The sequence below is a fragment of the Clostridium cavendishii DSM 21758 genome (assembly GCF_900141845.1).
GTDB classification, from domain to species: Bacteria; Bacillota; Clostridia; order Clostridiales; family Clostridiaceae; genus Clostridium_AG; species Clostridium_AG cavendishii.
Genome location: NZ_FQZB01000007.1, coordinates 31,212 through 55,587 on the forward strand (window position 1 = coordinate 31,212; position 24,376 = coordinate 55,587).

The 24,376-nt window shown below is 28.1% G+C and carries 19 protein-coding genes and 1 pseudogene; 19 read left to right on the top strand and 1 reads right to left on the bottom strand.

The window, feature by feature from the left end; all coding sequences use genetic code 11:
* Positions 1–108: 108 nt before the first annotated feature.
* The 5 genes and pseudogenes from fliB to BUB01_RS07405 all read left to right on the top strand — a co-directional run bounded on the left by fliB (position 109) and on the right by BUB01_RS07405 (position 5,981).
* Positions 109–1,198 (top strand): annotated as a pseudogene (gene fliB / locus BUB01_RS07385) (flagellin lysine-N-methylase).
* A gap of 154 nt (positions 1,199–1,352) precedes the next feature.
* Entirely contained in the window at positions 1,353–2,060 is a 708-nt protein-coding gene (locus BUB01_RS07390; RefSeq protein ID WP_072986065.1) for a response regulator transcription factor, read from the top strand.
* A gap of 1 nt (position 2,061) precedes the next feature.
* Positions 2,062–3,111, top strand: coding sequence for a sensor histidine kinase (locus BUB01_RS07395; protein ID WP_072986066.1), 1,050 nt, complete (start codon positions 2,062–2,064; stop codon positions 3,109–3,111).
* Positions 3,112–3,229: 118 nt separating this feature from the next.
* On the top strand, positions 3,230–4,000 hold the full coding sequence (locus tag BUB01_RS07400; RefSeq protein ID WP_072986067.1) for an ABC transporter ATP-binding protein: 771 nt from the start codon (positions 3,230–3,232) through the stop codon (positions 3,998–4,000).
* 10 nt (positions 4,001–4,010) lie between these two features.
* Complete coding sequence (locus tag BUB01_RS07405) at positions 4,011–5,981, top strand: FtsX-like permease family protein (protein WP_072986068.1); 1,971 nt, start codon at positions 4,011–4,013, stop codon at positions 5,979–5,981.
* 113 nt (positions 5,982–6,094) lie between these two features.
* On the opposite strand, the gene BUB01_RS07410 is transcribed toward BUB01_RS07405, so the two are convergent.
* Complete coding sequence (locus BUB01_RS07410) at positions 6,095–6,691, bottom strand: ECF transporter S component (protein ID WP_072986069.1); 597 nt, start codon at positions 6,689–6,691, stop codon at positions 6,095–6,097.
* 308 nt (positions 6,692–6,999) lie between these two features.
* On the opposite strand from BUB01_RS07410, the gene BUB01_RS07415 reads away from it, so the two are divergent.
* The 14 genes from BUB01_RS07415 to cutC all read left to right on the top strand — a co-directional run bounded on the left by BUB01_RS07415 (position 7,000) and on the right by cutC (position 24,332).
* Positions 7,000–8,286: a DUF445 domain-containing protein gene (locus BUB01_RS07415; RefSeq protein ID WP_072986070.1), complete on the top strand. Its 1,287-nt coding sequence runs from the start codon at positions 7,000–7,002 to the stop codon at positions 8,284–8,286.
* A gap of 11 nt (positions 8,287–8,297) precedes the next feature.
* On the top strand, positions 8,298–9,539 hold the full coding sequence (locus BUB01_RS07420; protein WP_072986071.1) for a DUF445 domain-containing protein: 1,242 nt from the start codon (positions 8,298–8,300) through the stop codon (positions 9,537–9,539).
* Positions 9,540–10,328: 789 nt separating this feature from the next.
* Complete coding sequence (locus BUB01_RS07425; protein WP_072986072.1) at positions 10,329–11,330, top strand: serine hydrolase domain-containing protein; 1,002 nt, start codon at positions 10,329–10,331, stop codon at positions 11,328–11,330.
* Positions 11,331–11,689: 359 nt separating this feature from the next.
* Positions 11,690–12,133, top strand: a complete 444-nt coding sequence (locus BUB01_RS07430) for an Lrp/AsnC family transcriptional regulator (RefSeq protein ID WP_072986073.1) — start codon at positions 11,690–11,692, stop codon at positions 12,131–12,133.
* A gap of 103 nt (positions 12,134–12,236) precedes the next feature.
* Entirely contained in the window at positions 12,237–13,868 is a 1,632-nt protein-coding gene (gene aspD / locus BUB01_RS07435) for an aspartate 4-decarboxylase (RefSeq protein ID WP_072986074.1), read from the top strand.
* Positions 13,869–14,174: 306 nt separating this feature from the next.
* Positions 14,175–14,681, top strand: coding sequence for a GNAT family N-acetyltransferase (locus BUB01_RS07440; RefSeq protein WP_072986075.1), 507 nt, complete (start codon positions 14,175–14,177; stop codon positions 14,679–14,681).
* Positions 14,682–14,898: 217 nt separating this feature from the next.
* On the top strand, positions 14,899–16,047 hold the full coding sequence (locus BUB01_RS07445) for a 1-propanol dehydrogenase PduQ (RefSeq protein WP_072986076.1): 1,149 nt from the start codon (positions 14,899–14,901) through the stop codon (positions 16,045–16,047).
* A 305-nt stretch (positions 16,048–16,352) separates the two neighbouring features.
* Positions 16,353–17,189, top strand: coding sequence for a MerR family transcriptional regulator (locus BUB01_RS07450; RefSeq protein ID WP_072986077.1), 837 nt, complete (start codon positions 16,353–16,355; stop codon positions 17,187–17,189).
* 513 nt (positions 17,190–17,702) lie between these two features.
* Positions 17,703–18,812, top strand: a complete 1,110-nt coding sequence (locus tag BUB01_RS07455; protein WP_072986078.1) for a hypothetical protein — start codon at positions 17,703–17,705, stop codon at positions 18,810–18,812.
* The gene (locus BUB01_RS07460; RefSeq protein ID WP_072986079.1) at positions 18,799–19,065 is read left to right on the top strand and encodes a hypothetical protein; all 267 of its coding nucleotides are present in this window, start codon (positions 18,799–18,801) and stop codon (positions 19,063–19,065) included. Before BUB01_RS07455 ends, BUB01_RS07460 begins: the two co-directional genes overlap by 14 nt.
* A gap of 492 nt (positions 19,066–19,557) precedes the next feature.
* Entirely contained in the window at positions 19,558–19,854 is a 297-nt protein-coding gene (locus tag BUB01_RS07465; RefSeq protein ID WP_072986080.1) for a BMC domain-containing protein, read from the top strand.
* A 26-nt stretch (positions 19,855–19,880) separates the two neighbouring features.
* Entirely contained in the window at positions 19,881–20,186 is a 306-nt protein-coding gene (locus BUB01_RS07470) for a BMC domain-containing protein (protein WP_072986081.1), read from the top strand.
* A gap of 64 nt (positions 20,187–20,250) precedes the next feature.
* Positions 20,251–21,741 carry an aldehyde dehydrogenase family protein gene (locus BUB01_RS07475; RefSeq protein ID WP_072986082.1) on the top strand — a complete coding sequence of 497 codons (1,491 nt, stop codon included), beginning with the start codon at positions 20,251–20,253 and terminating at the stop codon, positions 21,739–21,741.
* Between the two features lie 50 nt (positions 21,742–21,791).
* Positions 21,792–24,332 (top strand): choline trimethylamine-lyase, encoded by a 2,541-nt coding sequence (gene cutC, locus BUB01_RS07480; RefSeq protein WP_072986083.1) that lies wholly within the window; start codon positions 21,792–21,794, stop codon positions 24,330–24,332.
* The last annotated feature ends 44 nt before the right edge of the window (positions 24,333–24,376 follow it).

The following is a 24,376-nucleotide window of genomic DNA, read 5'->3' on the forward strand; positions in this document are numbered from 1 at the left end:
TTCAGTAAATCGATTATAATAGTTAATATTATAAAAGAGTTAGAGTAGGTTTGGATGAATAAAGATATAGAGATATTTAAAATTTAAAATTATGATAAGTTTAGTTGTATAGCTGATAAGTGTAAGTTTACATGTTGTTCAGGCTGGGATATAAGTATAGATATTGATACTTATAATAGATGGAAAAAAGAAGAGGATAAGTTTAATTATATTTTAAATAATGTAAAAGTAAAAAAGTGTGGAAGAAAAACTGAGTATTCTATGGATAAAGAAACTAGTGAAGATTGTCCTTGTTTAGATAAACAAGGATTATGCCAGATAGTAAAAAGTCATGGGGAAGGGCATTTGTCGTTAACATGCCACACATTTCCTAGGATAGAGAATGTTTTTGAGGATAGGAAGGAACTATCATTGTCATGTGCGTGTCCAGAAGCTGTTAGGCTTATTGATAGCATAAACGGCAAAATAGGTATAGCTTCAGAAAATAATACTGATTTAGCAGATGATTTATTAGAATTAAAAATAAGAGAAGCTATCATTAATATTATAAATACTGATAAATTTTTGTTAGAACATAAACTTATTTTAAGTTTTGAAATGCTATTAAACATTTTAGAGGGTGAGAATCTTGAAGAAGATACTATAGTAAAACAAATAGAGATATACAAATAGTGGAAAGCATATGGAGAAACTTATAAATAGGTATAAGAAAATAGGTTTAAATGCAGATGAATCTATTGAAGAGATTAATTATCTATTCTTAGACATTATACAAAACTATAAGGAGGTATCTATTTTAAAAAGTCTTTTTGAAGATATTTCGGATTTTGCAGAAAATATTGAAATAGAGGGTGTTTTAGATAAATGGTCTGGTTTTAAAAGATCATTTGAAGAACATAATAAGTTAGTTGAAAATTGCATTGTATCTAAGATTCTAAGTAGCGTTGTTAGTAATGATATTGAAGAGATGATAATTTCTTTTCAAATGATTATATTAGAGTACTTATTAGTAAGGTATGCTGTATTTTTGAAATATTGTATTAATGAAAACATAAATACTAAAGATATAAAAGATTATATTGTAGCTTTTTCAAGAATTATAGGTAATAACACTAAGGCTATGGTGGATTTTTTTGAGGATAGTTTTGGTGAGGTTATTTTAGAATTAGGGTATTTATCTTTTATAGCTTTATTTTAATAAGAATAAATTTGATATAAATACTTATCTTTACAAATTAGTTTGATATAATGATTTTAGGTGATAATTATGTTAAGTATATAATTAATTTACTATGTGAAATTTATTAAGTATTTTAAAATAATTATATAGGTAGTTAAAGGTTGTGATTAATTTGTATAGTATTATGATTATAGAAGATGATAAAAAAATGACTGAACTTATAAAAAAACATTTAGAGAAATATGGATATAAAACATTTTTAGTTAAGGATTTTTCAAATATAGCCAATGAATTTCTGGAGTATAAACCAGATTTAGTTTTAATGGATATAAATCTTCCTTTTTTTGATGGATTTTATTGGTGCAATGATATAAGAAGTTATTCAAAAGTACCAATAATATTTATATCAGCTAGAGATTCAGATATGGATCAAGTTATGGCAATAGATAGTGGTGGAGATGATTATATAACTAAGCCATTTTCTTATGATGTACTTCTAGCAAAAATAAAAGGTGTATTAAGAAGAGTTTATGGTAGGTATGCAAATAGTGAAGAAGATTTTATAAAGATTGATGATTTAGTTCTTTATACAAATAAGAATATAGTACAATTTAGAGAGAAAAAAACAGAACTTAGTAAAAATGAATTTTCACTTTTACTACATCTTGTGAAAAATATAAATAAAATTGTAACAAGAGATACTTTACTAGAAATTCTTTGGAGTGATACAGAATTTATTGATGATAATACTCTGTCCGTTAATGTTACAAGAGTTAGAAAGAGATTAGCAGAAATAGGAATTAAAGATGCTATAGAAACAAAGCGAGGACAAGGATATAGGTTTCTTAATAATTGGGAGAAGTTAAGAGTTGGTGAATAGAATGAAATTTATAGATTTTTTAAAAGATAGAATAGCATATGTAATAGTATATTTTATAAGTATATCGTTAGTTATTTTAATAACATATTTATCAGTAACTATGAAAGTAGTAGATTTTTCTTTAAGTAATGTAATATATGCCTATTTTGTTTCAACAGTAATATTTATTATATTTTTGTTATATGAATACTCAAAAGTAAGAGTGTTTTATAGTCATCTTTATGAAGCGTTAAATTCTGAAAATATTATAGAAGAGGTTGTAAATGTAGGAGCTACTAGAACAATAGAGCAACAACTTTTTTCAGATATATTAAAAAAGGTACACAAAAATTATAAAGGTGATATTTATAAATATGAAGATATTCAAAAGCAGTATTCATATTTTATCAATCAATGGGTACATCAAATGAAGACTCCTGTGTCTATAATTAATTTAATGTTACAGGAAGAGTGTACGGCTGAATGTAAAGAGATTTTTGATAGTGTAGGTGAAGAGAATGAGAAAATATCACAGGGTCTTAACCTTATGCTATATAATGCAAGATTAAATGAGTTTAATCATGATTTTAATGTAGAAGCTATAGATGTATTGTCTATTTTAAGAAAAGTGATAAATGACAATAAAAAATTACTTATTAGACACAAAATATTCCCTGAGATTAATGGAGAAAGTACAGTTGTTCAAACGGATAAAAAGTGGATTATTTTTGTTATCAATCAACTTTTAATTAATGCAATAAAGTATACATCTATAACAGATAAGGAGAGAAAAGTTATAAGTTTTAATATAAAAGAAGAGACAGAAAAAATAATTGTAAGCATTAAAGATAATGGAATTGGTATACCAAAGGAAGATATAGGACGCGTATTTAATACTTTCTTTACAGGTAAAAATGGGAGAAAAACCTCTGAATCTACAGGAATGGGATTATATTTGTCAAAACGTATTTGTGAAGAGATTGGACATAGGTTGCATGTTGAATCGGAAGAAGGAAACGGAGCCGAATTTTATATTACTTTCTATAAGAGTAAAAATATATTTAAACTATAATCTTTCAAAATTGAAAGATTAATATTGAAAATGAAAGAGAAATCGATATTAGGATTTCTCTATTTTTTTTATAATAAATGTATAGTCTTGAAATAAATTGTGAATGGGAGGAACGTATATGTCAATTTTAAAGGCTCAAAATATAACAAAAATTTATGGTGGAAAAAAAGGTGGGCTTAAGTTTAAAGCTTTAGATAAATTTAATTTAGAAGTTGAAAAAGGTGAATTTGTTGGAGTAATGGGACCATCAGGTAGTGGTAAAACAACATTACTAAACATAATGGCAACTATAGATAGTCCTACATCAGGAGAACTTTTTATAAATGCTACAAATCCAATAAAATTAAGTGAAAAGGAGATTGCTTTATTTAGAAGAAAAGAACTAGGGTTTATATTCCAAGATTTCAATTTATTAGACTCACTATCAGTTAAGGAAAATATAATATTGCCACTTGTACTGGAGAAGGTTAAGGTAAGAGAAATAGAAAATAGAGTTGAAGATATTACTAGTTTATTAAATATTAAAGATATTTTAAATAAAAAGCCTTATGAGATTTCAGGAGGTCAGCAGCAGAGAGTGGCTTGTGCTAGAGCGCTTATTCATAATCCTTCAATAATTCTTGCAGATGAACCGACAGGAAATCTTGATTCTAAAGCATCTCAGGATGTTATGGAAACTTTAGTGAATCTAAATGAGAAAAAAGGAGCAACTATAATGATGGTTACTCATGATCCTTTTTCTGCGAGTTTTTGTAAAAGAATAATTATGATTAAGGACGGAAAGTATTTTTTGGAAATTGTTAATGGAGGGAATAGACAAGCATTTTTTAAAGAGATAATGGATTCTCTATCACTTTTAGGAAGTAGACCTAATAATTATACAGTGTAGGAGGAGTAAAATGACTATTAATAATATAATTATCAAAAATATTAAAGGAAATTTAAATAAATATGTTATGTATTATTTAAGTAATGTAATAGTTGTAACCATATTTTTTATATTTGCTAATTTTATATATAATCCTGGGGTTGATACAGGTAGTGTTAATGATAAGACTATAAGTGATTTTTCTAGTAAATTGATGTATATGTGTGAGTTTGTAATAATAATTTTTACCTTTATATTCTCAAATTATTCAATAACTAATTTTTTAAAATCCAGAGAAAAGGAATTTGGACTTTTAGCGATGTTTGGTTTAACTAAAGGTCAAATAAGGAGATATGTTATATTTGAAAATGTAATAATTTCAATTACTTCTATTATAACAGGACTTTTTTTGGGAATGTTGTTTTCAAAGTTATTTTTTATGGCTGTATTTGCTATTTTGGATTTGAATATGGAAATTGGATTTTTGATATCAATTAAAGCTGTAATAGTAACAGTAATAAGTTTTTTTGTACTTTTAAATATGATTAGTTTCATTACAAGTTTTAAAATAAAAAATAATAATATAGCTGAATTATTAAAGGGTGCAAGAATACCTAAAGAAACACCGAAGTTTTCTAAATTTAAGTCAATACTTGCAATACTGCTTATTATTTCTGGGTATATTGTTGGCGTTATGTCTAAAGGTTCAATTATAATCACGATGATTCCTATACTTATAGTTGTAATAATAGGAACACGCTTTTTGTTTACTCAATTTAGTGTGTATTTTACTAACAAACTTCAAAAAAACAGGAATGTTTACTATAAAGGTATTAATATGATAACTTTGTCACAAATCATATACAAATTAAAAGATAATGCCAAGGTACTATTTATTACTTCGATACTTAGTGGAATTACTCTTGCAACAGCAATATCAGTTTATTCAGTTCAAAAAGTAACTCTATCAACTCTTGAAGAAAATTGTCCAAATGATATAAGTGTTATTGAGCAAGGTGAAAATACTCATAAGGTTATAGCTAACGGCAAAGTTGAAGAGATTTTAAATAAGCATAAATTTGATATTAAATATAAAAATGAAATAGAGATAATAAAAGCAAAGAATAATGATATAAACGGAGAAACTAAGAGAGATACTTATGGCATGAAAATAAATAAGACTGATTTTAATGTAATGTCTCAAAGTAGTTTTAATAAACTTGCGAAACAGTATGACAAGAAATCAGTAAATTTAAAAGATGGAGAAGCCGTAATATATACTTATGATTTAGCTGGTGGAATAGCTAATGTAACAACAGAACTTCCGTTTAAGGATGAGAAAAGTATAAACTTAAATATTAATGGGAAGGTAAACAAGGTAAATATACTTGATAATTTAAAAGGTGGAGTTCTAAATGCAGATACAAAAACTACTAATTCTATAATTATTAGTGATAGTGAATTTAAAAAATTGTGGAATGAGAGTTTAAAGAACAGTAAATATATTTATTACGGATATAATATAAAACATAATTTAAAGGCTTCTGAAGCAGTTACTGAAATAAAAGATACAGTTACAAAAGGACAAGAAGTTTTCTTTAATGAGAGGGTAATAAGTGCAGCTGGTTTGATGCAAATTTTATCTGTACTATTATTTATAGGGACATTTATTGCAATAATATTTTTCATTGCAACAGGAAGTATATTATACTTTAAAATGTTTAATGAAATTCAGAAGGATAGGCAAGATTTTATAGGGTTAAAAAAGATAGGTGTTACGCAGGAAGAAATAAAAAAGGCTGTAAGTATTCAAAGCTTCACAATGTTTTTCTTGCCACTTACAGTAGCAACATTGCATGCTGCTTTTGCAGTAAAATCTGTAGGGTTGCTGCACGCAAAATATTTCATATTCATTGCTGGAATATATTTAGTATTTCAAACAATATATTATTTATTTGCTAAATGGATGTACATTAAACAAATAAATAGTTGGAAGATTTAAATATATTAACAACTAAATAAATATAATATTTATATATGAAGTCGTAGGACTAAAATAAGCCACCTGTTTTACAGGTGGCTTTTGATTTTATAGAATTATTGACTAGTTACATTCTATTTTTCTTCTAGTAGTAAAAAGTCAGATTTTTTTAAGGTTCCTATTATAGAGTTATAAATAAGAGCCACTAATATTACGGATACTATTGCATTAACTAATGTAGTAACTGCACTTATTTTTGCTAAGACTGATGCTGCTTTTTGAGGTTGTCCTAAAATGTATTGTTTATAAAAATAGCCTACAATAGGATCGAAAATAACATTAAAACCTAATCCACAAATTGAAGAAATAATACTCCATCTAAAGACATATTTTTTATCAGTACTCTTGTTTATTTTTGCATATTTATGAGCAACTAATCCTGTTATTAAACCAATACATAATTTTAATATAAATGTTTTTGGAGCTCCTAAAATATATACAGGATCCATTATATCTGCTATTGTCATTCCTATGGCTCCAGCAAGGCCACCATACAATCCACCAAGAAGTAATGCTGCTAATACACAGAATGCATTACCTATATGCAATGAGGTTGCATCTCCTCCAGGTAGTGGAATTTTAATTTGAAGAAATTTAAATGATACAAAGCATAATGCGGCAAACAAAGCAGTTTGAGTTAATTTTTTAATTTTTGAATTTTTGTTTTTCATATAACATCCCCCATAGAATAAATATTTTGTATTAAAATACCACTAACAATATAACATTATATAAATGTTTTTTGCAATTGTATGGGTACGAAATGATATTGTGAAAATATGTAAAAATATAGGATGAGATCTATTGTTTGATTGGTAATAGTGTCTAAATTATAATTAAATATCATGGAAGTATGTAAATTATTTATGATATAATCATAAGGTATTCATAAAATATTTTTTTTATGTATATAAAATTCTGTAGGAATAATTTTTTATTATTAACTTTTAAAATATTTAAAATTTAGGGAGGAATAAAGATGGAAAGAAACATTAGTAATGTAGGCAGAAAAAATAGCAATATAGCAACTTGGATATTATTAATTTTTTCTGTAATCTTTTTTATATCTTATCCATTCCATGACAGCTTTGTAGGTGGATTAATATCTAGTCTTTGTTGTGCTGCCATGATAGGTGGATTAGCAGATTGGTTTGCAGTAGTAGCACTTTTTAGAAAGCCATTAAATAGTAATATATTAGCTAGGTTATTTAGAACAGAAATAATACCTAAAAATAGAGATCGTATATTTGAGGCTTTAGTAGATATGGTAGAAAAAGAGCTTTTAACTAAGGAAAGTATTATGAATAAGTTAGGGAGTATTAATCCTTCAAAAGCTATAATAGAGCTAACTAAAGCGGATAAAAAACAAGAACTTTTGGTTATATTAAATAATATTTTTAATGAAATACTTAATAGTTTAAGTGAACAAGATTTACATAATATAGAATCATTAAGCAATGAAATTTTAAAATCTAATTTGAAATCAATAGAACTTTCAAAAGTTATTTCACAAAGTTTAGAATGGATGTGGAATAATGGTTATAAGGAAAAAATCACAGATATAATAGTTGATAAAATAGAGGAATTATCTAAGACTTATGAATCAAAAATGCTTCTTCAAGATGCTGTACTTCAAATATTAGAACTTAATAGAGGAAGCTTTTTGATTATGATTATAGGATTTTTTATAAAAGGAAACTTAGAGAATATTGCAAGGATTGTTCAAGAAAAATTAGTGAATTTTGTAGCACAGATGAAAAGTCCAGAAAATAGTGAACGTGAAAAAATACAGCTGTTTATAGTAAAGCAAATTAATAGATTGAATGAAGATGAAGAATTAAAAAATGTAGTAGAAACATGGAAAAATGAAAAGTTAGAAGTAAATCAAGATATGTTTAATGAGTTAAGTTTGGCTATAAAAAGTTATATTTTAAGCTTAAAGTCGGATGATGCTAAAACCTTTGAAACTATAGAAAATCTATTAGGAAAATTAGAAAATAATATAGAAAGTTTTAAGAATGATGAAGAAAAACAAATAAAGGTCAATAATACCATAAAAGGGTTAATTGAAAAATTGGTTGAGAAGAATCATCATAAAATAGGTTTAATAGTTCAAGAAAAATTAAATGAAGTATCTGGTGAGGAACTTTCTAATATGATAGAACCTATTATAGGAGAAGATCTTCAATTAATTAGAGTAAACGGGTCTTTAGTTGGTGGACTTGTTGGAGTAATAACTTATATTCTTACATTTTGGATAGTTTAGGAGAGATGGGCATGAATTATAAACGTAAAGCTAATATAGCACTTGGTATTTCAGTCATTTTCTTTTGTATTTGTATAACATTAAGATATTTTTATAGAGATATGGTTTTATTTAAACTTATGCTATTTGTATCAGAAGCTTCATTAGTAGGAGGAATAGCTGACTGGTTTGCAGTTACAGCACTTTTTACAAAACCATTAGGGTTTTCCTATCATACTGAGATAATACCGAGGAATAGAAAATCTATTATAAATTCAACGGCAAAGTTAGTTGAAACAGATTTATTAAGTAAGGAAACATTACAAAAGCAAATAGGGAATTTATCTGTAACTCAAAAGATTATCAATTATATTGATAATGATAGAAGTAAAAAATCGAAATATATAGATAAAATAACTAAAATGATAATAAATTATATCTCTAAAAAAGATTTAAAAGAAGTAACAGATTATATAGAGAATATTATGAAAGAAGAAGGAAAAAACATAAATTTAGCAGATAAACTTAAAGATTTCATAAAAAATAAATTTATATATGAAAATAGAGCTAAGTGGGCACAAAATTTTTTAAATAAACTTTCTACAGAAGAGGGAAATGAAAAGTTACTTATTATTTCTCAAAAAATTCTTAATAGTAATGAGGAAGGGTCAAGTTTTTCATTAAATAGTCTATTTAAAAAATTAAATATATCAGTAGCAGAAGATTTAGCGGATGTAATAAAGACTCAGCTTCAGAAGATACTTACAAATCTTATAGAGGAAGATAGTACTCTTTCACAAGTATGTGTAGAGAATATAATTAAAAGCATAGATAGTATAGAACTTTCTCCAAATTCAATTGAAGAGTGGAAGCTTAGTATATTAGAAAAAGCAGATTTTAAACCAATTATAAAGTCGCAACTTTCAATCTTAATAAATACAAAAGTCATAAGCGATATACTAGAGAAGCTTTGGGATTACTTTAAAGAAAATACTAGCATTAAAAATGTAATAGATAAAAATATAAGAGATATGATTTGTGATATCTTGGAGAAAAAACATAATGTAATAGGAAATATTGCAAGTGATACATTAAACAGTTTTACAGATGAAAAGCTAAATCAATTTATAGAAGAAAAAGCGGGAGAAGACTTGCAGTGGATAAGAATAAATGGATCTGTACTTGGAGGATGCATAGGTTTAGTATTATTTGCATTTTTAAATCTAATTTTTGAGCCTTATGTTTCACCAATAATTAGAGGATTATTATTTTAAAATTATAATTTTATAAGCTTTTTCAAAAACAAAATTGTAAAGGATATTTAGGATGTTTTCAAAGATGATTTTAAAATTGTTTTGAAAAACATCCTTTTTTATTGATAATATAGTAAATTAAAAAAGTTATACCCATAAAGGAAAGGAGAAACTTTTACAGATACAATCTTATAATTTGTAAATAATAATAAAATAACTATAAGATAAAAGGTTGTAAAAGGCTTGATTTACAAAAGTATGAAATATATAATAAAGATGGAATAAAAATATAATTATATAAATGTAGAAAAATTCAACAGAATTAAAGGGAGGTTCATAAAATGAGTATTACTATTTACTAATTAATTTTCAAAATAGAAGATTAGAATAAGAGAAGTTATTAAGTGATTAATTACTTAGTTTTTTTGTGTACTTCTTTTAATTAGTAAATAGAAAGTGTTGTTTTATAGAACTAAAATATAAATTTTATTTGTGCATATTTAAGCTATAGAAGACCTTAGATGATTTTTAAAGTTTTGTATCTTAAGTAATAATATTTTTTATAAATCTAATTTAATTATTATTTCTAGATATGGAGTAGTATAATTAAATTTGGATTTTAGTGTGCGAAATGTTTAGAGTTTAGACTATAAGAAGATAAATGTTTTCTTATAGTTTTTTATTTTTATAAAAAAGGATAAATTACGCTAAAAATAAGTTTGAAGCTATAAGAAATGAAGATTATAAGAAAGTACAACAAAAAAGGTAATTGCTTAGTATACGATATGATTAAATTAGGGGGAAAGTATTATGGAAATAAATCTAATTGAAGAAAAGATAAATAATATAAAAGAATTCTCCGGAGTTATAAGTATAAAAAAATATGGTAAGGTAATATATGAAAAGGCATATGGATTTGCTGATATTGCAAATGAAAGAAAAAATAATATAAATACAAGATTTGGCATTGCGTCAGGAGCAAAGTTACTTACAGCAATATCTATATGTAAGCTTGTAGATGAAGGACTACTTAAATTTGACTCAGTGGTAAAAGACTATGTAGAGTTAGAGAATATTAGTGACAATGTAACAATAAAGAACTTATTAACTCATACATCAGGAATACCAGACTATTTTGATGAAGAAAAATTGAACGATTTTAGTGAACTATGGAATGAAAGACCTATGTATCTGATGAGAGAACCAAAAGATTTTATTCCTCTTATGAAAGTTGGAAAGATGATGTTTAATGTAGGTGAAAAATTTCATTACAATAATGGAGCATTTGTAATTCTTGCTTTAATAGTTGAGAAGGTAAGTGGTATGAAATTTGTTGATTTTGTTAAAAAGAATGTTTTTGAAATTTTAGATATGAATCAAAGTGGATATTTCAGTATTGATATGCTTCCTAAAAATTGTGCATATGGATATGAAGAAAATAAAGATGGTACATTAAAAACTAATATATATTCAATACCTGTTGTTGGTGGGGGTGATGGTGGAGTATTTGTAACTTTAGAGGATATAAGTAAATTATGGAATGGATTATTAAACTATAGATTATTAAGCAAAGATACAACTGATGAATTATTAGCTATGCAAGTATATGTTAATTATGATGTATATTATGGTTATGGTATTTGGATAATAAAACATGATGATGGAGTTTATAAATATTATATAACAGGATCAGACCCAGGTGTTAGTTTTGAATCAGCGGTATATCCAAAGAAAGGAATAGAAGTAACTATATTGGGAAATAGGGAATTTAGTACTTATGAAATAATTAAGGAATTGGAAATCTATTTATAGAATTAGTAGTATAGTATTTTTAAAGTCACAGATTTTAGTTTGTTGAGTTTGTTAGGTTTTTGCTTAGAAAATTATATAAGATATTTAGGATGTTTTTAAAGAATAATTTTTAAAATTATTTTAAAAACATCCTTATTGCATTTACAATACAATAGGCTTAAAAGGGATTTTGCTTATTTAAATTTAGCGTTTATAAAAAATAACTAATTTAATAAAGTTTATATTGTTAATGACCTAATATAATGCATTCAAAGTATAAATACATTATGTTAGAATAAAACTAGCTTAGACATCTAAGTATTATTAAGATTAATTAATGGTTACCTTAATAAATAATCATTTCGATAGGAGATATATTTGTGGATTATACTGATTATAAAATTATTGAGATACTTTTAGAAGATGGAAGAATACCAATGAAAGAACTTGCAAAAAGAGTAGCTCTTAGTGCACCAGCAGTAGCTGAAAGGGTGAAAAGACTTGAGGAAGAGAATATTATAACTGGTTATAAAGCTAAGGTGAATTATGAGAAGCTTGGCAAAAAAATTAATGTACTTATAAATATAGATATAAGTGGTCAGAGATCTGAGAAGTTTAAAGAATTTATTGAAAATGAGGATGCTATAGTTGAATGTCATCATGTTACTGGACCATATTGTAAGATTTTAAAAGCTAGACTTGAAGATATTTCGAGTTTAGAGACGCTTATTGGTAAAATACAAATGTTTGGAAATACTGAGACATTTATAATACTTTCGTCATCAGAAAAAGAAAATTTATTAAATCCAGAAAAAGATACTTAATTAAGCTTATATTATTTAAATATTAAATTAGTAGAATTATATATGAAATAAAATTTATTGTAGAAATAGTTGTTGTTATAACAAAGGATAAGGAGAAAATAATATGGATAGTTTTAGTCTTCAACGCAAAGAAATAGAAGAGGTTTACGGGAAAATAAGTCCTTTTGAACTTAAAGATAAATTAATTAATCTTGCAGAGGAATCAAAAAAGAGAGGTACACATTCATTATTAGATGCTGGAAGAGGAAATCCTAATTGGATTGCTGCTACACCTAGGGAAGCCTTTTTTACTTTTGGACAATTTGCTGTTGCAGAAAGTCGTAGAGTATGGAACGAATATGATTTAGCTGGCATGCCAAACAAGGAAGGAATTGCAAAACGTTTTGTAGAGTTTACAAAAAAACATAAAGATGCTCCAGGAATTGAACTTCTTAGTAAAATGATTAATTATGGAGTAACAGTAAAAGGATTTGATCCAGATGAGTGGATTTACGAATTGGTAGATGGAATTATTGGAGATAATTATCCTCAGCCAGATAGAATGTTACATCATGTTGAATGTGTTGTTAATGACTATCTTATTCAGGAATTGTGCTATAACGAGCCACTTGAAGGAAAGTTTAAAACTTTTGCTGTTGAAGGGGCTACTGCAGCTATGTGTTATATTTTTGATACACTAATTGCAAATAATATTTTGGCAAAAGGGGATAAGATAGCACTTATGGCTCCAATTTTTACCCCTTATCTTGAAATACCTCATTTACCACGTTATAATTTTGAGGTTGTTAAGATCATGGCTGATGAAATAACTGAAGATGGTAGACGTACATGGCAATATTCGTCTAAAGAAATAGAGAAATTAAGTGACTCATCTATAAAGGCATTATTTATAGTTAATCCAAGTAATCCAGCTTCAGTTGCAATGAAACAAGAAACTGTTAGACAATTAAAAGATATCGTTAAAAATGATAATCCAGATTTAATGATTATTTCAGACGATGTATATAGTACTTTTGTGGACAACTTTCGTTCATTGATGGCAGATTTACCGTATAATACAATTGGAGTATATTCATATTCAAAGTATTTTGGAGTAACAGGATGGCGTCTTGGAACCATTGCAATTTATGAGGATAATGTATTTGATAAATTATTAAGAGAGCAGGATGAAAATAAGAAAGAAAGAGCAAGAAGACGTTACTCTGGAATTTCTACTGATCCAGACAATATCTCTTTTATAGATAGAATAGTAGCAGATAGTCGTCAGGTAGCACTTAATCATACTGCAGGATTATCAACTCCACAACAAGTGCAAATGGCGTTCTTTTCATTATTTGCTATAATTGATAAAGAAAATAGATATAAGCAATTAACAAAGAATATTTGTCGTCGTCGTAAGAAACTTTTGTTTGAAGGATTAGGATTAAAATTACAGGTAGATCCGTTCGATGCAGCATACTATACACAATTTGATTTGTTGGAGTGGGCAGAGAGAAATTATAATGATAAATTCGTACAATATTTACAAAAAAATTATAAACCAGTAGATATTCTTATACGTTTAGCAGAGCAATCTTCAATAGTACTATTAAGCGGTAGTGGATTTGATGGACCAGAATGGTCTATAAGAATATCACTTGCAAATCTTAATGATGAAGCTTATTCTAAAGTTGGACAAGTTTTGCGTAAAGTATTAGGAGATTATGCAAAAGAGTGGAAGGAATTTAAAAAGTAATCTTATAATTTTTAGCTATTTACTAATAAAATCCTTGATAGAAATATCACGGGTTTTTTTATTTGAAATGTAATAAAAATACTTTTAATAACTTTAAATGTAAATAAAATACTAAAAATGTAAAATTAAAGTTAATGAGTAAAATACTATAAAAAAGAGAATGATATAAGAAATGTAATTTAAACTTAAATAGTGAACTATTTAAGTTTTTACTTATATTAATATTATTGGTAATATAAATATAATTATTAATAATTAATTCATAAGGTTTGCAAACATTATAATATTATTAAGGAGTTGTACCTTTTGGAACTAAGTACTATTAAGCTAAGTCAAGAAATCTACAGGTCGGATGTAGAGCAAATAGTTGATTGGCTTAGCGATAAAGAAATAACAAATAATTTAAATGAAGATAGTAATGCTAAAGATGAGTTAATTAGCGTTATAAATAGAGTAAATATGCCTATTTTAACCCATTTGTTTAATAATAATTGTAGATTTTTCACAATTAAAAACATATATGGAACTATAGGTTTTTTAAGGTTGGTTCCTAAAAATGGAATGGTTGAAATCGTTATTACAGTAGGCAAAAAAGAGCTGTGGGGAAAAGGTATAGGACATAATGCGGTTTATGAAGCATTAAAAAAAGCTTTTTTTGATATGAGAACAGACGAAGTTGTTGCTAAAATTAAGAAAACTAATGAAAGATCTAGAAACCTTTTTAAAGGTATTGGGTTTGAAGAAGTTAAGCAATTAGAAAGTGAAGTAGAATATCATATTACCAAGGAAACTTTTTTTAGAAAGGTTGCATAAAACAACAGATTATTGAAAGTTACTATAAATTTATAGTGATAAAGTAAAATATACATAAGATTTATTGATATTTTTATTGTTTATGATACAATGTAGTAGATAAGGATATATTTCATATTTGTTAGAGTTAGTATATTATAGATATTTTATTAGATTAAAGTTTAAAGAATAACTAAATAATTCATATTTTATAAACTTAAAGATTAGGAGAGTATATATGAAGGAATTTAGTATTAGTACCAATATTTATTTTGGAGAAGGTTCTTTAAGCAAACTAAGTGAAATAAAGAATAAAAGAGTAATAATCATATGCGATAAGTTCATGGAAACTTCAGGTATGGCTGCAAAAATACAGGAAAAGTTAGTGAATTGTGAAGTAACAGTATTTAGTGATATAGTACCAGATCCTACTGTAGAGATTGTTGCTGCTGGAATTCAAAAACTACAAGCTTTTAATGCTCAAATTATGATAGCTCTTGGTGGAGGATCATCAATTGATGCGGCTAAGGGAATAAGGGAATATTCAAAGCAATTCCTATCAGATGGTAACCAAATAGAAGAATTTATTGCTATACCTACTACAAGTGGTACAGGATCTGAAGTAACTGAATATGCAGTAATAACTAATAAGCAAGAGGGATTGAAACATGCTTTAGCAGATAAATCACTTCTTCCTACAATAGCAATACTTGATCCAGAACTTGTAGCTTCTGTACCGAAAGCTATTACAGCAGATACAGGAATGGATGTAATTACACATGCTATAGAAGCTTATGTTTCAAAAAATGCTACTGATTTTTCTGATGCGTTAGCAGAAAAAGCAATTTCTTTAGCTGTTAAATTTTTACCTAAGGCTTTTGACGATGGTAATGACTTATTAGCTAGAGAAAAAATGCATAATGCATCTTGTTTAGCTGGGATGGCATTTAATTCAGCTGGACTTGGAGTTACACATAGCTTAGCACATGCAATAGGTGGTAAACTTCACATAGCACATGGAAGAAGTAATGCAATTATACTTCCTCATGTGATAAAATATAATGCTAATTTAGATAATAATACTTATAATCAAGAATATGGAGTAGCAGCTGAAAAGTATCAAAAACTTGCAAAGTTATTAGATTTACATGCACCTACAGTAGTTATTGGGGTTAACAATTTAATTAAATGTATTGTTGACTTACAAAAGAAAATGATGATTCCAACTACACTTAAGGAACAAGGTGCTGATTTAGAATTATTAGAGCAAGTTAAGGCTGAGCTAATAAATGCTGCTATGAAGGATATTTGTACAACTGCAAATCCTAGGGAAGCTACAAGAGAAGATTTGATAAAAATTTTAGATGAAATTACTGGAACTAAATAGTTTTGTTTAAACCACCTGTAAGGGTGGTTTTTATTTATGCAAATTTATAAGGTGCTTATATATATAAATCAAGTGATATCAATGCTTTAGGTAGGGTAATCATTACTTTGTTTTTTGAAATTTTATATTAATATTTTGATGATGTACACGATTAAATTTTTGGCAATTTTATAGTAATAATAAAGATTTAATAAAAATACTTTTAAGATTTTTGTTGAAAACAATTTCAATTTTATATAAAATTATATAAGATGATTAAAATTTTATATAAAATAAAATTTTACAAAGGATAGGGAGGTTATTTTATGAAGGAGTATGAATTATATTGTATAGGTAGTGTTGAAAAGATGTGTAATCTTTCAAAAAAAGCACTTAGATATTATGATAAAAGAGGAATATTATGTCCTGATGAAGTATCTGATAAAAGTGGCTATAGATACTATAGTAAGAAAACCTTACTTTCAGTGCCAATGATAAAATATTATAAACAAAGTGGATTTAAGCTTGAAGAAATGAAAGATTTACTTAGTGAGACAAGCTATTCAACTTTTCAAAAAAGTTTCAAAAATAAGATTGAAGAACTTAAGGAAATAGAAAATGAACTTAATTTGAAACTTAAATCAATAGAAGATTGGTACGATCTTATAACTGAGGCGGATATGGTAATAGAAAATAATGTACAAGATGTATCTGTAAAATATCTTGATGCTTGTAAAATGGTTTATTTAAATCAAGATTTTAATTATGATTATATAGAATCTATAGTTAATATAGAGTTTACTAACTATATAGAGCATATAAATAATGCAATAACAGGACCTGTTATAATAGAATATCCTTCATTTGAAGAAAAGATAAATGGTAAATGTAATAAAATGACAATCATGCAGAGAACCATTTTAAAAAATAAAGATTTTGAGGAAATTGAATTTGGTGGGTTTATGGTAGCAGCATGTTATCATATAGGATCATATGAAACCATTAATAATACATATAAGAAAATAAAGGATTGGGCGAATAATAATGGTTATAAATGCTCAGAAAAATCATATGAAAGATATGTTATAGATTATTGGACAACTAAAGATAGTAATAAATTTGTGACAGAAGTAATGATTAAAATAAGTAAGAGAAAAAAATAATTTGAAAACGTTAACCCTTGGGGGAAGCATAAAGATGCTTTAATTAAGAATTTTTAATTAGCATTTCATAAAATAAGAGTTCTAGTTTGATTTTAATAGTAATCAAATTAGAACTTTTGTTTTGTTGAAAATTAGTATAAAAACGTTGATTACATGGGATTGATGCTCTCTAAAAATGATAAGATATAAGGAGATTTTTTTGTTTTTTAAAGTGCAAAAGAATAAATTAATAAGCATAGTCATTATATGTATTGACTTTCCCCTATAGGGAAAGGACTATAATTTAATTACTAATAAAAATATTTAGAAATATGAAAAGTTATTTGTTAAATTTAAGATTAAATAAAATATCCATATTATAATTTTAACAATATTAATTATTATGAAAAATATTCAATTCCTTATCAAGCGAAACAAATAGGTTAATACACTTATCAAATCTAAATATGATCATTAATAAATTTTAATTTAATGATAATACATTAAACATTTACATGAGGGGAGTTTTATTTTATGAATGAGAAGTCAGGAATGGCCAATTCATCTGCGATTGCTGCAAAAAGACAGCTAGCAGCCAATTTCCGTAAAAAGGGTATTTCCATAGCCTTATTTTCAGGTCTTATGTATGGATTTTATTCAGCATTTATGACACTAGGTATGAAAAAAGGAGTATGGGCAGATTGGTATGGAGATAATAAGGCAGCTTTATCAGCACTTGTTATTACATATCTATTAGGTGCTTTGGGTAGCGCTGTAAACGATACATGTAGTGCTGTATGGGCGATGCTACATGCAATAATGAAAGGAAAAGGTGGAGACTTTTTTAGATGTCTTAAAACTAAACCTGGTAAAGTAATGATTTTAGCTGCACTTATAGGTGGACCTATTGCAAGTACAGCTTATGTTGTTGGTCTTCAAATGGCAGGGTCAATTGTTATTCCTATCACTGCTCTTTGTCCAGCTATTGGAGCTATCTTAGGTAGAGTTTTGTTTAAACAAGAATTAAACAAACGTATGATGGCTGGTATAGCAATTTGTGTCTTATCTAGTTTTATGATAGGTAGTACAAGTATTGGTGGAGATGCACCAAAAGGTATGTTCTTAGGTCTTTGTATTGCTTTTATAGCTGCTTTAGGCTGGGGATTTGAAGGTTGTGTAGCTGGGTATGGTACATCAATGATAGATTCAGATATTGGTATTACTATACGTCAAGCAACATCAGGACTTTCTAATTTATTAATTCTATTACCTATTTTTGGTATTATATTCGGAGACGGAGTTGGTTTTTCAGCTAATTTAGTTGGGCAAGCATTTACAAGTGGACCTTCTATGATTTTCTTTGCTTTAAGTGGTCTTTGTGCATTCGTTTCGTATATGTGTTGGTATAATGGTAATAGTATGTGTGGTGCTGCGCTTGGTATGGCTTGTAATGGTACTTACTCATTCTGGGGACCATTTTGCTGCTGGATAGTACTTGGTGTATTTGCTGGTATGGAAGGTTGGTCATTACCTCCTATTGCTTGGATTTCGGCTATAACTATGATGGTTGGAATATTAACAATAGCTATGAACCCATTAGATTTATTTAGAAAAAAGGAGGCTAAAAGTAATGAAGCCGCTTAATTATGCTATTTTAAAACATTTTACAAAGGTAGAAGATGCTTGTGCTGACGATGTAATAGAAGCTTTAATGGGTGAGTATGGTAAATTTAAAGCTCTTAATAAGAAAGATGTAATAACAGCTTTAATGACAGCAGAAGCTAATGGACTTCTTCAAGAAACAAGATTTGATCTTGATAATAATGGTGAATTAAGAGTTTATTATCATGCACATGAAGAAGGTGCAGCTACAATTAATAAATATATTGAGGATTAATAGTTATTAAAGATAAATCTTTATAGTTTGTTAAAAAGACTTTCTTTTATTAAAAATTATAGATATATAGTTTTTGATAATTAGAAAGTCTTTTATTTTGATATAAATAATTTTAAATTTTATAGAGATTAAAATAATGTATAACATTCCCCAAAGGGAAAGGTTATACATTGTTTTAAATATTAATGATAGATATAAAGAATATGAATTTAAGTAATATCTTACAATAAACGTTTACTTTATATAAAGTTAAATGGCTGATTTTAGATTATTATAAGGGGTTTAAATACCTTTGCATTATATTGGTTATAAGGCAAAAAAAATATTGTTAAAAAGATATTGACTTTCCCCTAAAGGGAAGGGGCTATAATTGAATTAGGCAATAATAAACATTTACGCAATGTAATATGTGAAAAAATTAATAATATTAAATTTTGTTTGCATGGTTAAAAAATTGATGTAACAGTTTGTAACGGGAAAGGTGGGAGGTAAATGAGATATTATGGAGATGAAGCTTTAGGTCTTGTAGAAACAATAGGATTGGTTCCGGCACTTGAAGCTGCAGACAAAATGTTAAAAGCTGCAGATGTTGAATTAGTTTCATATGAAAATGTAGGATCAACACTTGTTACTATTATGGTTAAAGGTGATGTTGCTGCGGTTAGATCAGCAGTAGAAGCTGGAGCAGAAGCAGCAGCAGCTATAGGAAAATTAACAGCAAAAAATGTTATGCCACGTCCTATTAGAGAAGTTGGAGACATTGTTTCTGTACATGATATTGATTCTTAAAAATTAATAAAGGAGAGAATTTAGATATGCCTAGATATGAAGCTATAGGATTAATTGAGACTTTTGGTCTGGTTTTTGTTTTAGAAGCTGCAGATGCTATGTGTAAAGCTGCAGATGTAGAGCTTATAGGTTATGAAAACGTTGCCTCTGGATATATTTCTGTAATAGTTCGTGGCGATGTAGGAGCTTGCAAAACAGCGGTAGAAGCTGGGGTGAAAGCTGTTCAAGATATGGAAGGTGGAAATCTTTATAGTTCAGTTGTTATTGCAAGACCACATGACGACCTTGAAAAAATTATAGAACGTTACAAGATTCAAAATTTATCTTCATAAATCAGAATAATAATGTTAAAGACATTATAGGTATCTTATTTCTAAGTGGAAAGGAGAGATGCAAATGAATATTATAGATAATGATTTACTCTCCATACAGGAAACTCGAATTCTTGCTGAAAATGCTAGAGAAGCACAAAAGAAATTATCAACTTTTCCACAAGAAAAACTTGATGAAATTGTTGAAAGAATGACTGAAGAAATTGAAAAGCATATTTATGAACTTGCTAGTATGTCTATTGAAGAAACAGACTATGGAAGATATGAAGATAAGTGCATAAAAAATAGTTTTGTTTGTACTTATGTTCGTAATAGACTTAAGGGGATAAAATGTGTAGGTGTTATTAACGAAGATATTCATAATAAAACCATGGATATAGGTGTACCTATGGGTGTAATCGTTGCATTTTGTCCACCAACAAGTCCGGTTTCTACTACCATATATAAAGCACTAATAGCAATAAAATCAGGAAATGCTATTATATTTTCGCCTCATCCAAGAGCGAAGAATACAATAGCTAAAACTTTAGATATTTTAATTAGAGCAGCTGAAGGTTATGGTTTACCAGAAGGAGCATTAGCATATTTACATAATGTAACATCTAAGGGAACGGAAGAGTTAATGAATCATAATGATACTTCATTAATAATGAATACAGGAGTACCAAGTTTGTTAAAAGCAGCGTATAAATCAGGGAAACCAGTAATTTATGGTGGAGCAGGAAATGGACCAGCTTTTATAGAACGAACAGCTGATATAAAGCAAGCTGTAAAGGATATTATAGATAGTAAAACCTTTGATTATGGTATTGTTTCTGCTGCTGAACAGTCTATTGTTGTTGATAGTTGTATTGAATCTGAAGTTAGAAAAGCATTAGAAGAGAGTGGAGCTTATTTTATGACTGAGGAAGAATCAGAAAAACTTGGTTCCTTATTCTTTAGACCTGATGGAAGTGCTGATACTGAACTAGTTGGGAAATCACCTCAAATTTTAGCTAAAAAAGCTGGTTTCAATGTCCCAAATAATATAAGGATTTTGATTTCTAAACAGAAATATGTCTCACAAACTAATCCTTATTCAAGAGAAAAGCTTTGTCCCGTTTTAGCTTATTATATTGAGGATGATTGGATGCATGCTTGTGAGAAGTGTATTGAACTGTTACTTAGCGAGAGACTTGGACATACACTAATTATACATTCAAAAGATGAAGAAGTTGTTCGTCAGTTTGCATTAAAAAAACCAGTTGGTAGAGTTCTTGTAAATACTCCAGGTGCTTTTGGAAGTATGGGGGCAACAACTAATTTGTTTCCTGCAATGACATTAGGTAGTGGCTCTACAGGTCAAGGTATGACTTCTGATAATGTTTCGCCTATGAATTTAATATATGTTCGTAAGGTTGGTTATGGTGTACGTAAAATAGATGAGATAGTTAAAACAGAAACATATGAAAAAAATTTATATCCCAATAATGAAGAAAAACAAAAGATTTATGATTTAGATAATGCAAAAGTTTTAGAAAATCTCTTAAGACAAGTTATCAATGATTTAAAATAAACACTCAGATTAATAATCTGAAATATTTAAAGAATGAGAGGGAAGGCTTTTTGGATATTCGTGAATTTTCAAATAAGTTTATAGAAGCTACTCAAAATATGTCTACAGACGAACGTGAACGTTTAATGAAGATGTTTGAGACTGTTTCAAAAGAAATTACAAAAGAAGAACCTGTTACTCAAAGTAAAGTATGTGCTGAAGGTGATAAAATTCCAGATGGAATGACAGAGCGTTTAGCAAAATTAAAAGAGAATTATTTAAAGCAAGTTCCATCAATTACTACACATCGTGCTAGGGCAATTACTAAGATAGCTAAAGAAAATCCTGGTATGCCTAAAATATTATTACGTGCAAAATGTTTTAAATATTGCTGTGAAACTGCACCATTAGTAATTCAAGATAATGAATTAATTGTAGGGGCTCCTTGTGGTGCACCTCGTGCAGGAGCATTCTCTCCTGATATTGCTTGGAGATGGATGCAAGATGAAATTGATACTATAGGTACAAGAGCTCAAGATCCATTCTATATATCAGAAGAAGATAAGAAGATCATGAGAGAAGAATTATTCCCATATTGGTCTGGTAAGTCTGTTGATGAATATTGTGAAAGTCAATATCGTGAAGCAGGTATTTGGGAACTTTCAGGTGAATCATTTGTTTCAGATTGTTCTTACCATGCTCTTAACGGTGGTGGAGATTCAAATCCTGGTTATGATGTAATCCTAATGAAAAAGGGTATGTTAGATATTCAGCAAGAAGCAAGAGAAAATCTTGAAAAACTTGATTATGAAAAACCTGAAGATATTGAAAAGATTTATTTCTATAAAGCTATAATCGATACTACTGAAGGTGTTATGATTTACGCTAAGCGTTTATCTAAGTATGCAGCCGAACTTGCTGAAAAAGAAACAAATCCTAAGCGTAAAAAAGAATTACAAAAGATTTCTGAGATTAACGCGAGAGTACCAGCACATAAGCCAAGTACTTTCTGGGAAGCAATTCAAGCAGTTTGGACTGTTGAATCCTTATTAGTAGTTGAAGAAAATCAAACAGGTATGTCTATAGGACGTGTTGACCAATATATGTATGATGTATATAAGGCTGATATAGAAGCTGGTCGTATGACTGATTTTGAAGCATTTGAATTATCAGGTTGTATGCTTATAAAAATGTCTGAAATGATGTGGATTACAAGTGAAGGTGGTTCTAAGTTCTTCGCTGGTTACCAACCATTCGTTAATATGTGTCTTGGTGGTGTTACAAGAGATGGAAGAGATGCTACAAATGAATTAACTTATTTACTTATGGATGCAGTTAGACATGTTAAGATTTATCAACCATCATTAGCTTGTCGTATACACAATCAGTCACCATATAAATATTTAAAGAAAATTGTTGAAGTAGTTCGTGCAGGTATGGGATTCCCAGCTTGTCACTTTGATGATGTTCATATAAAGATGATGCTAGCTAAGGGTGTTTCAATAGAAGATGCTAGAGATTATTGCTTAATGGGATGTGTTGAACCACAAAAATCAGGAAGATTATATCAATGGACATCTACAGCATACACTCAATGGCCAATATGTATAGAACTTGTACTTAATAATGGTGTTCCTCTTTGGTATGGAAAACAAGTTTGTCCAAATATGGGCGATATAAATAGCTTCAAGACTTATGAACAATTTGAAGAAGCTGTTAAAGAGCAAATAAAATATATTACTAAGTGGTCAAGTATAGCTACTGTAATATCTCAACGTGTTCATAAAGACCTTGCGCCAAAACCACTTATGTCTATCATGTATGAAGGATGTATGGAAAATGGTAGAGGTGTTGAAGCTGGTGGAGCTATGTACAACTTTGGACCAGGAGTTGTATGGAGTGGACTAGCTACTTATGCTGACTCTATGGCAGCTATTAAGAAATTAGTATTTGATGAAAAGAAATATACATTAAAAGAATTAAATGATGCTTTAAAAGCTGATTTTGTTGGATATGAAAAGCTTAAAAAAGATTGTTTAGAAGCTCCTAAGTATGGTAACGATGAAGATTATGCAGATTATATTGCGGCTGACATAATTAACTTTACAGAAATAGAACATCGTAAATTTAAAACTTTATATTCAGTACTTAGTCATGGTACATTATCAATTTCTAATAATACTCCATTTGGTCAAATGACAGGAGCTACAGCAAATGGACGTGGAGCATGGACACCATTATCAGATGGTATAAGTCCAACTCAAGGTGCCGATTATAAAGGACCAACTGCCATAATAAAATCAGTTTCTAAGATGGCTTGTGACAATATGAATATAGGTATGGTTCATAACTTTAAACTTATATCAGGCTTACTTGATACTAAAGAAGGCGAAGAAGGAATAATAACATTACTACGTAGTGCATGTGCTCTTGGGCTTGGTGAAATGCAATTTAACTATTTAGATAATGAAACACTAATAGAAGCTCAAAAACATCCAGAACAATATCGTGATCTAATAGTACGTGTTGCTGGATATAGTGCATACTTTGTTGAACTATGTAAAGATGTTCAAGATGAAATTATAAGCAGAACTATGCTTACACATTTTTAAAATAGATAATTGAATTTTGGTTTAGATAATTTATTGATTTATTG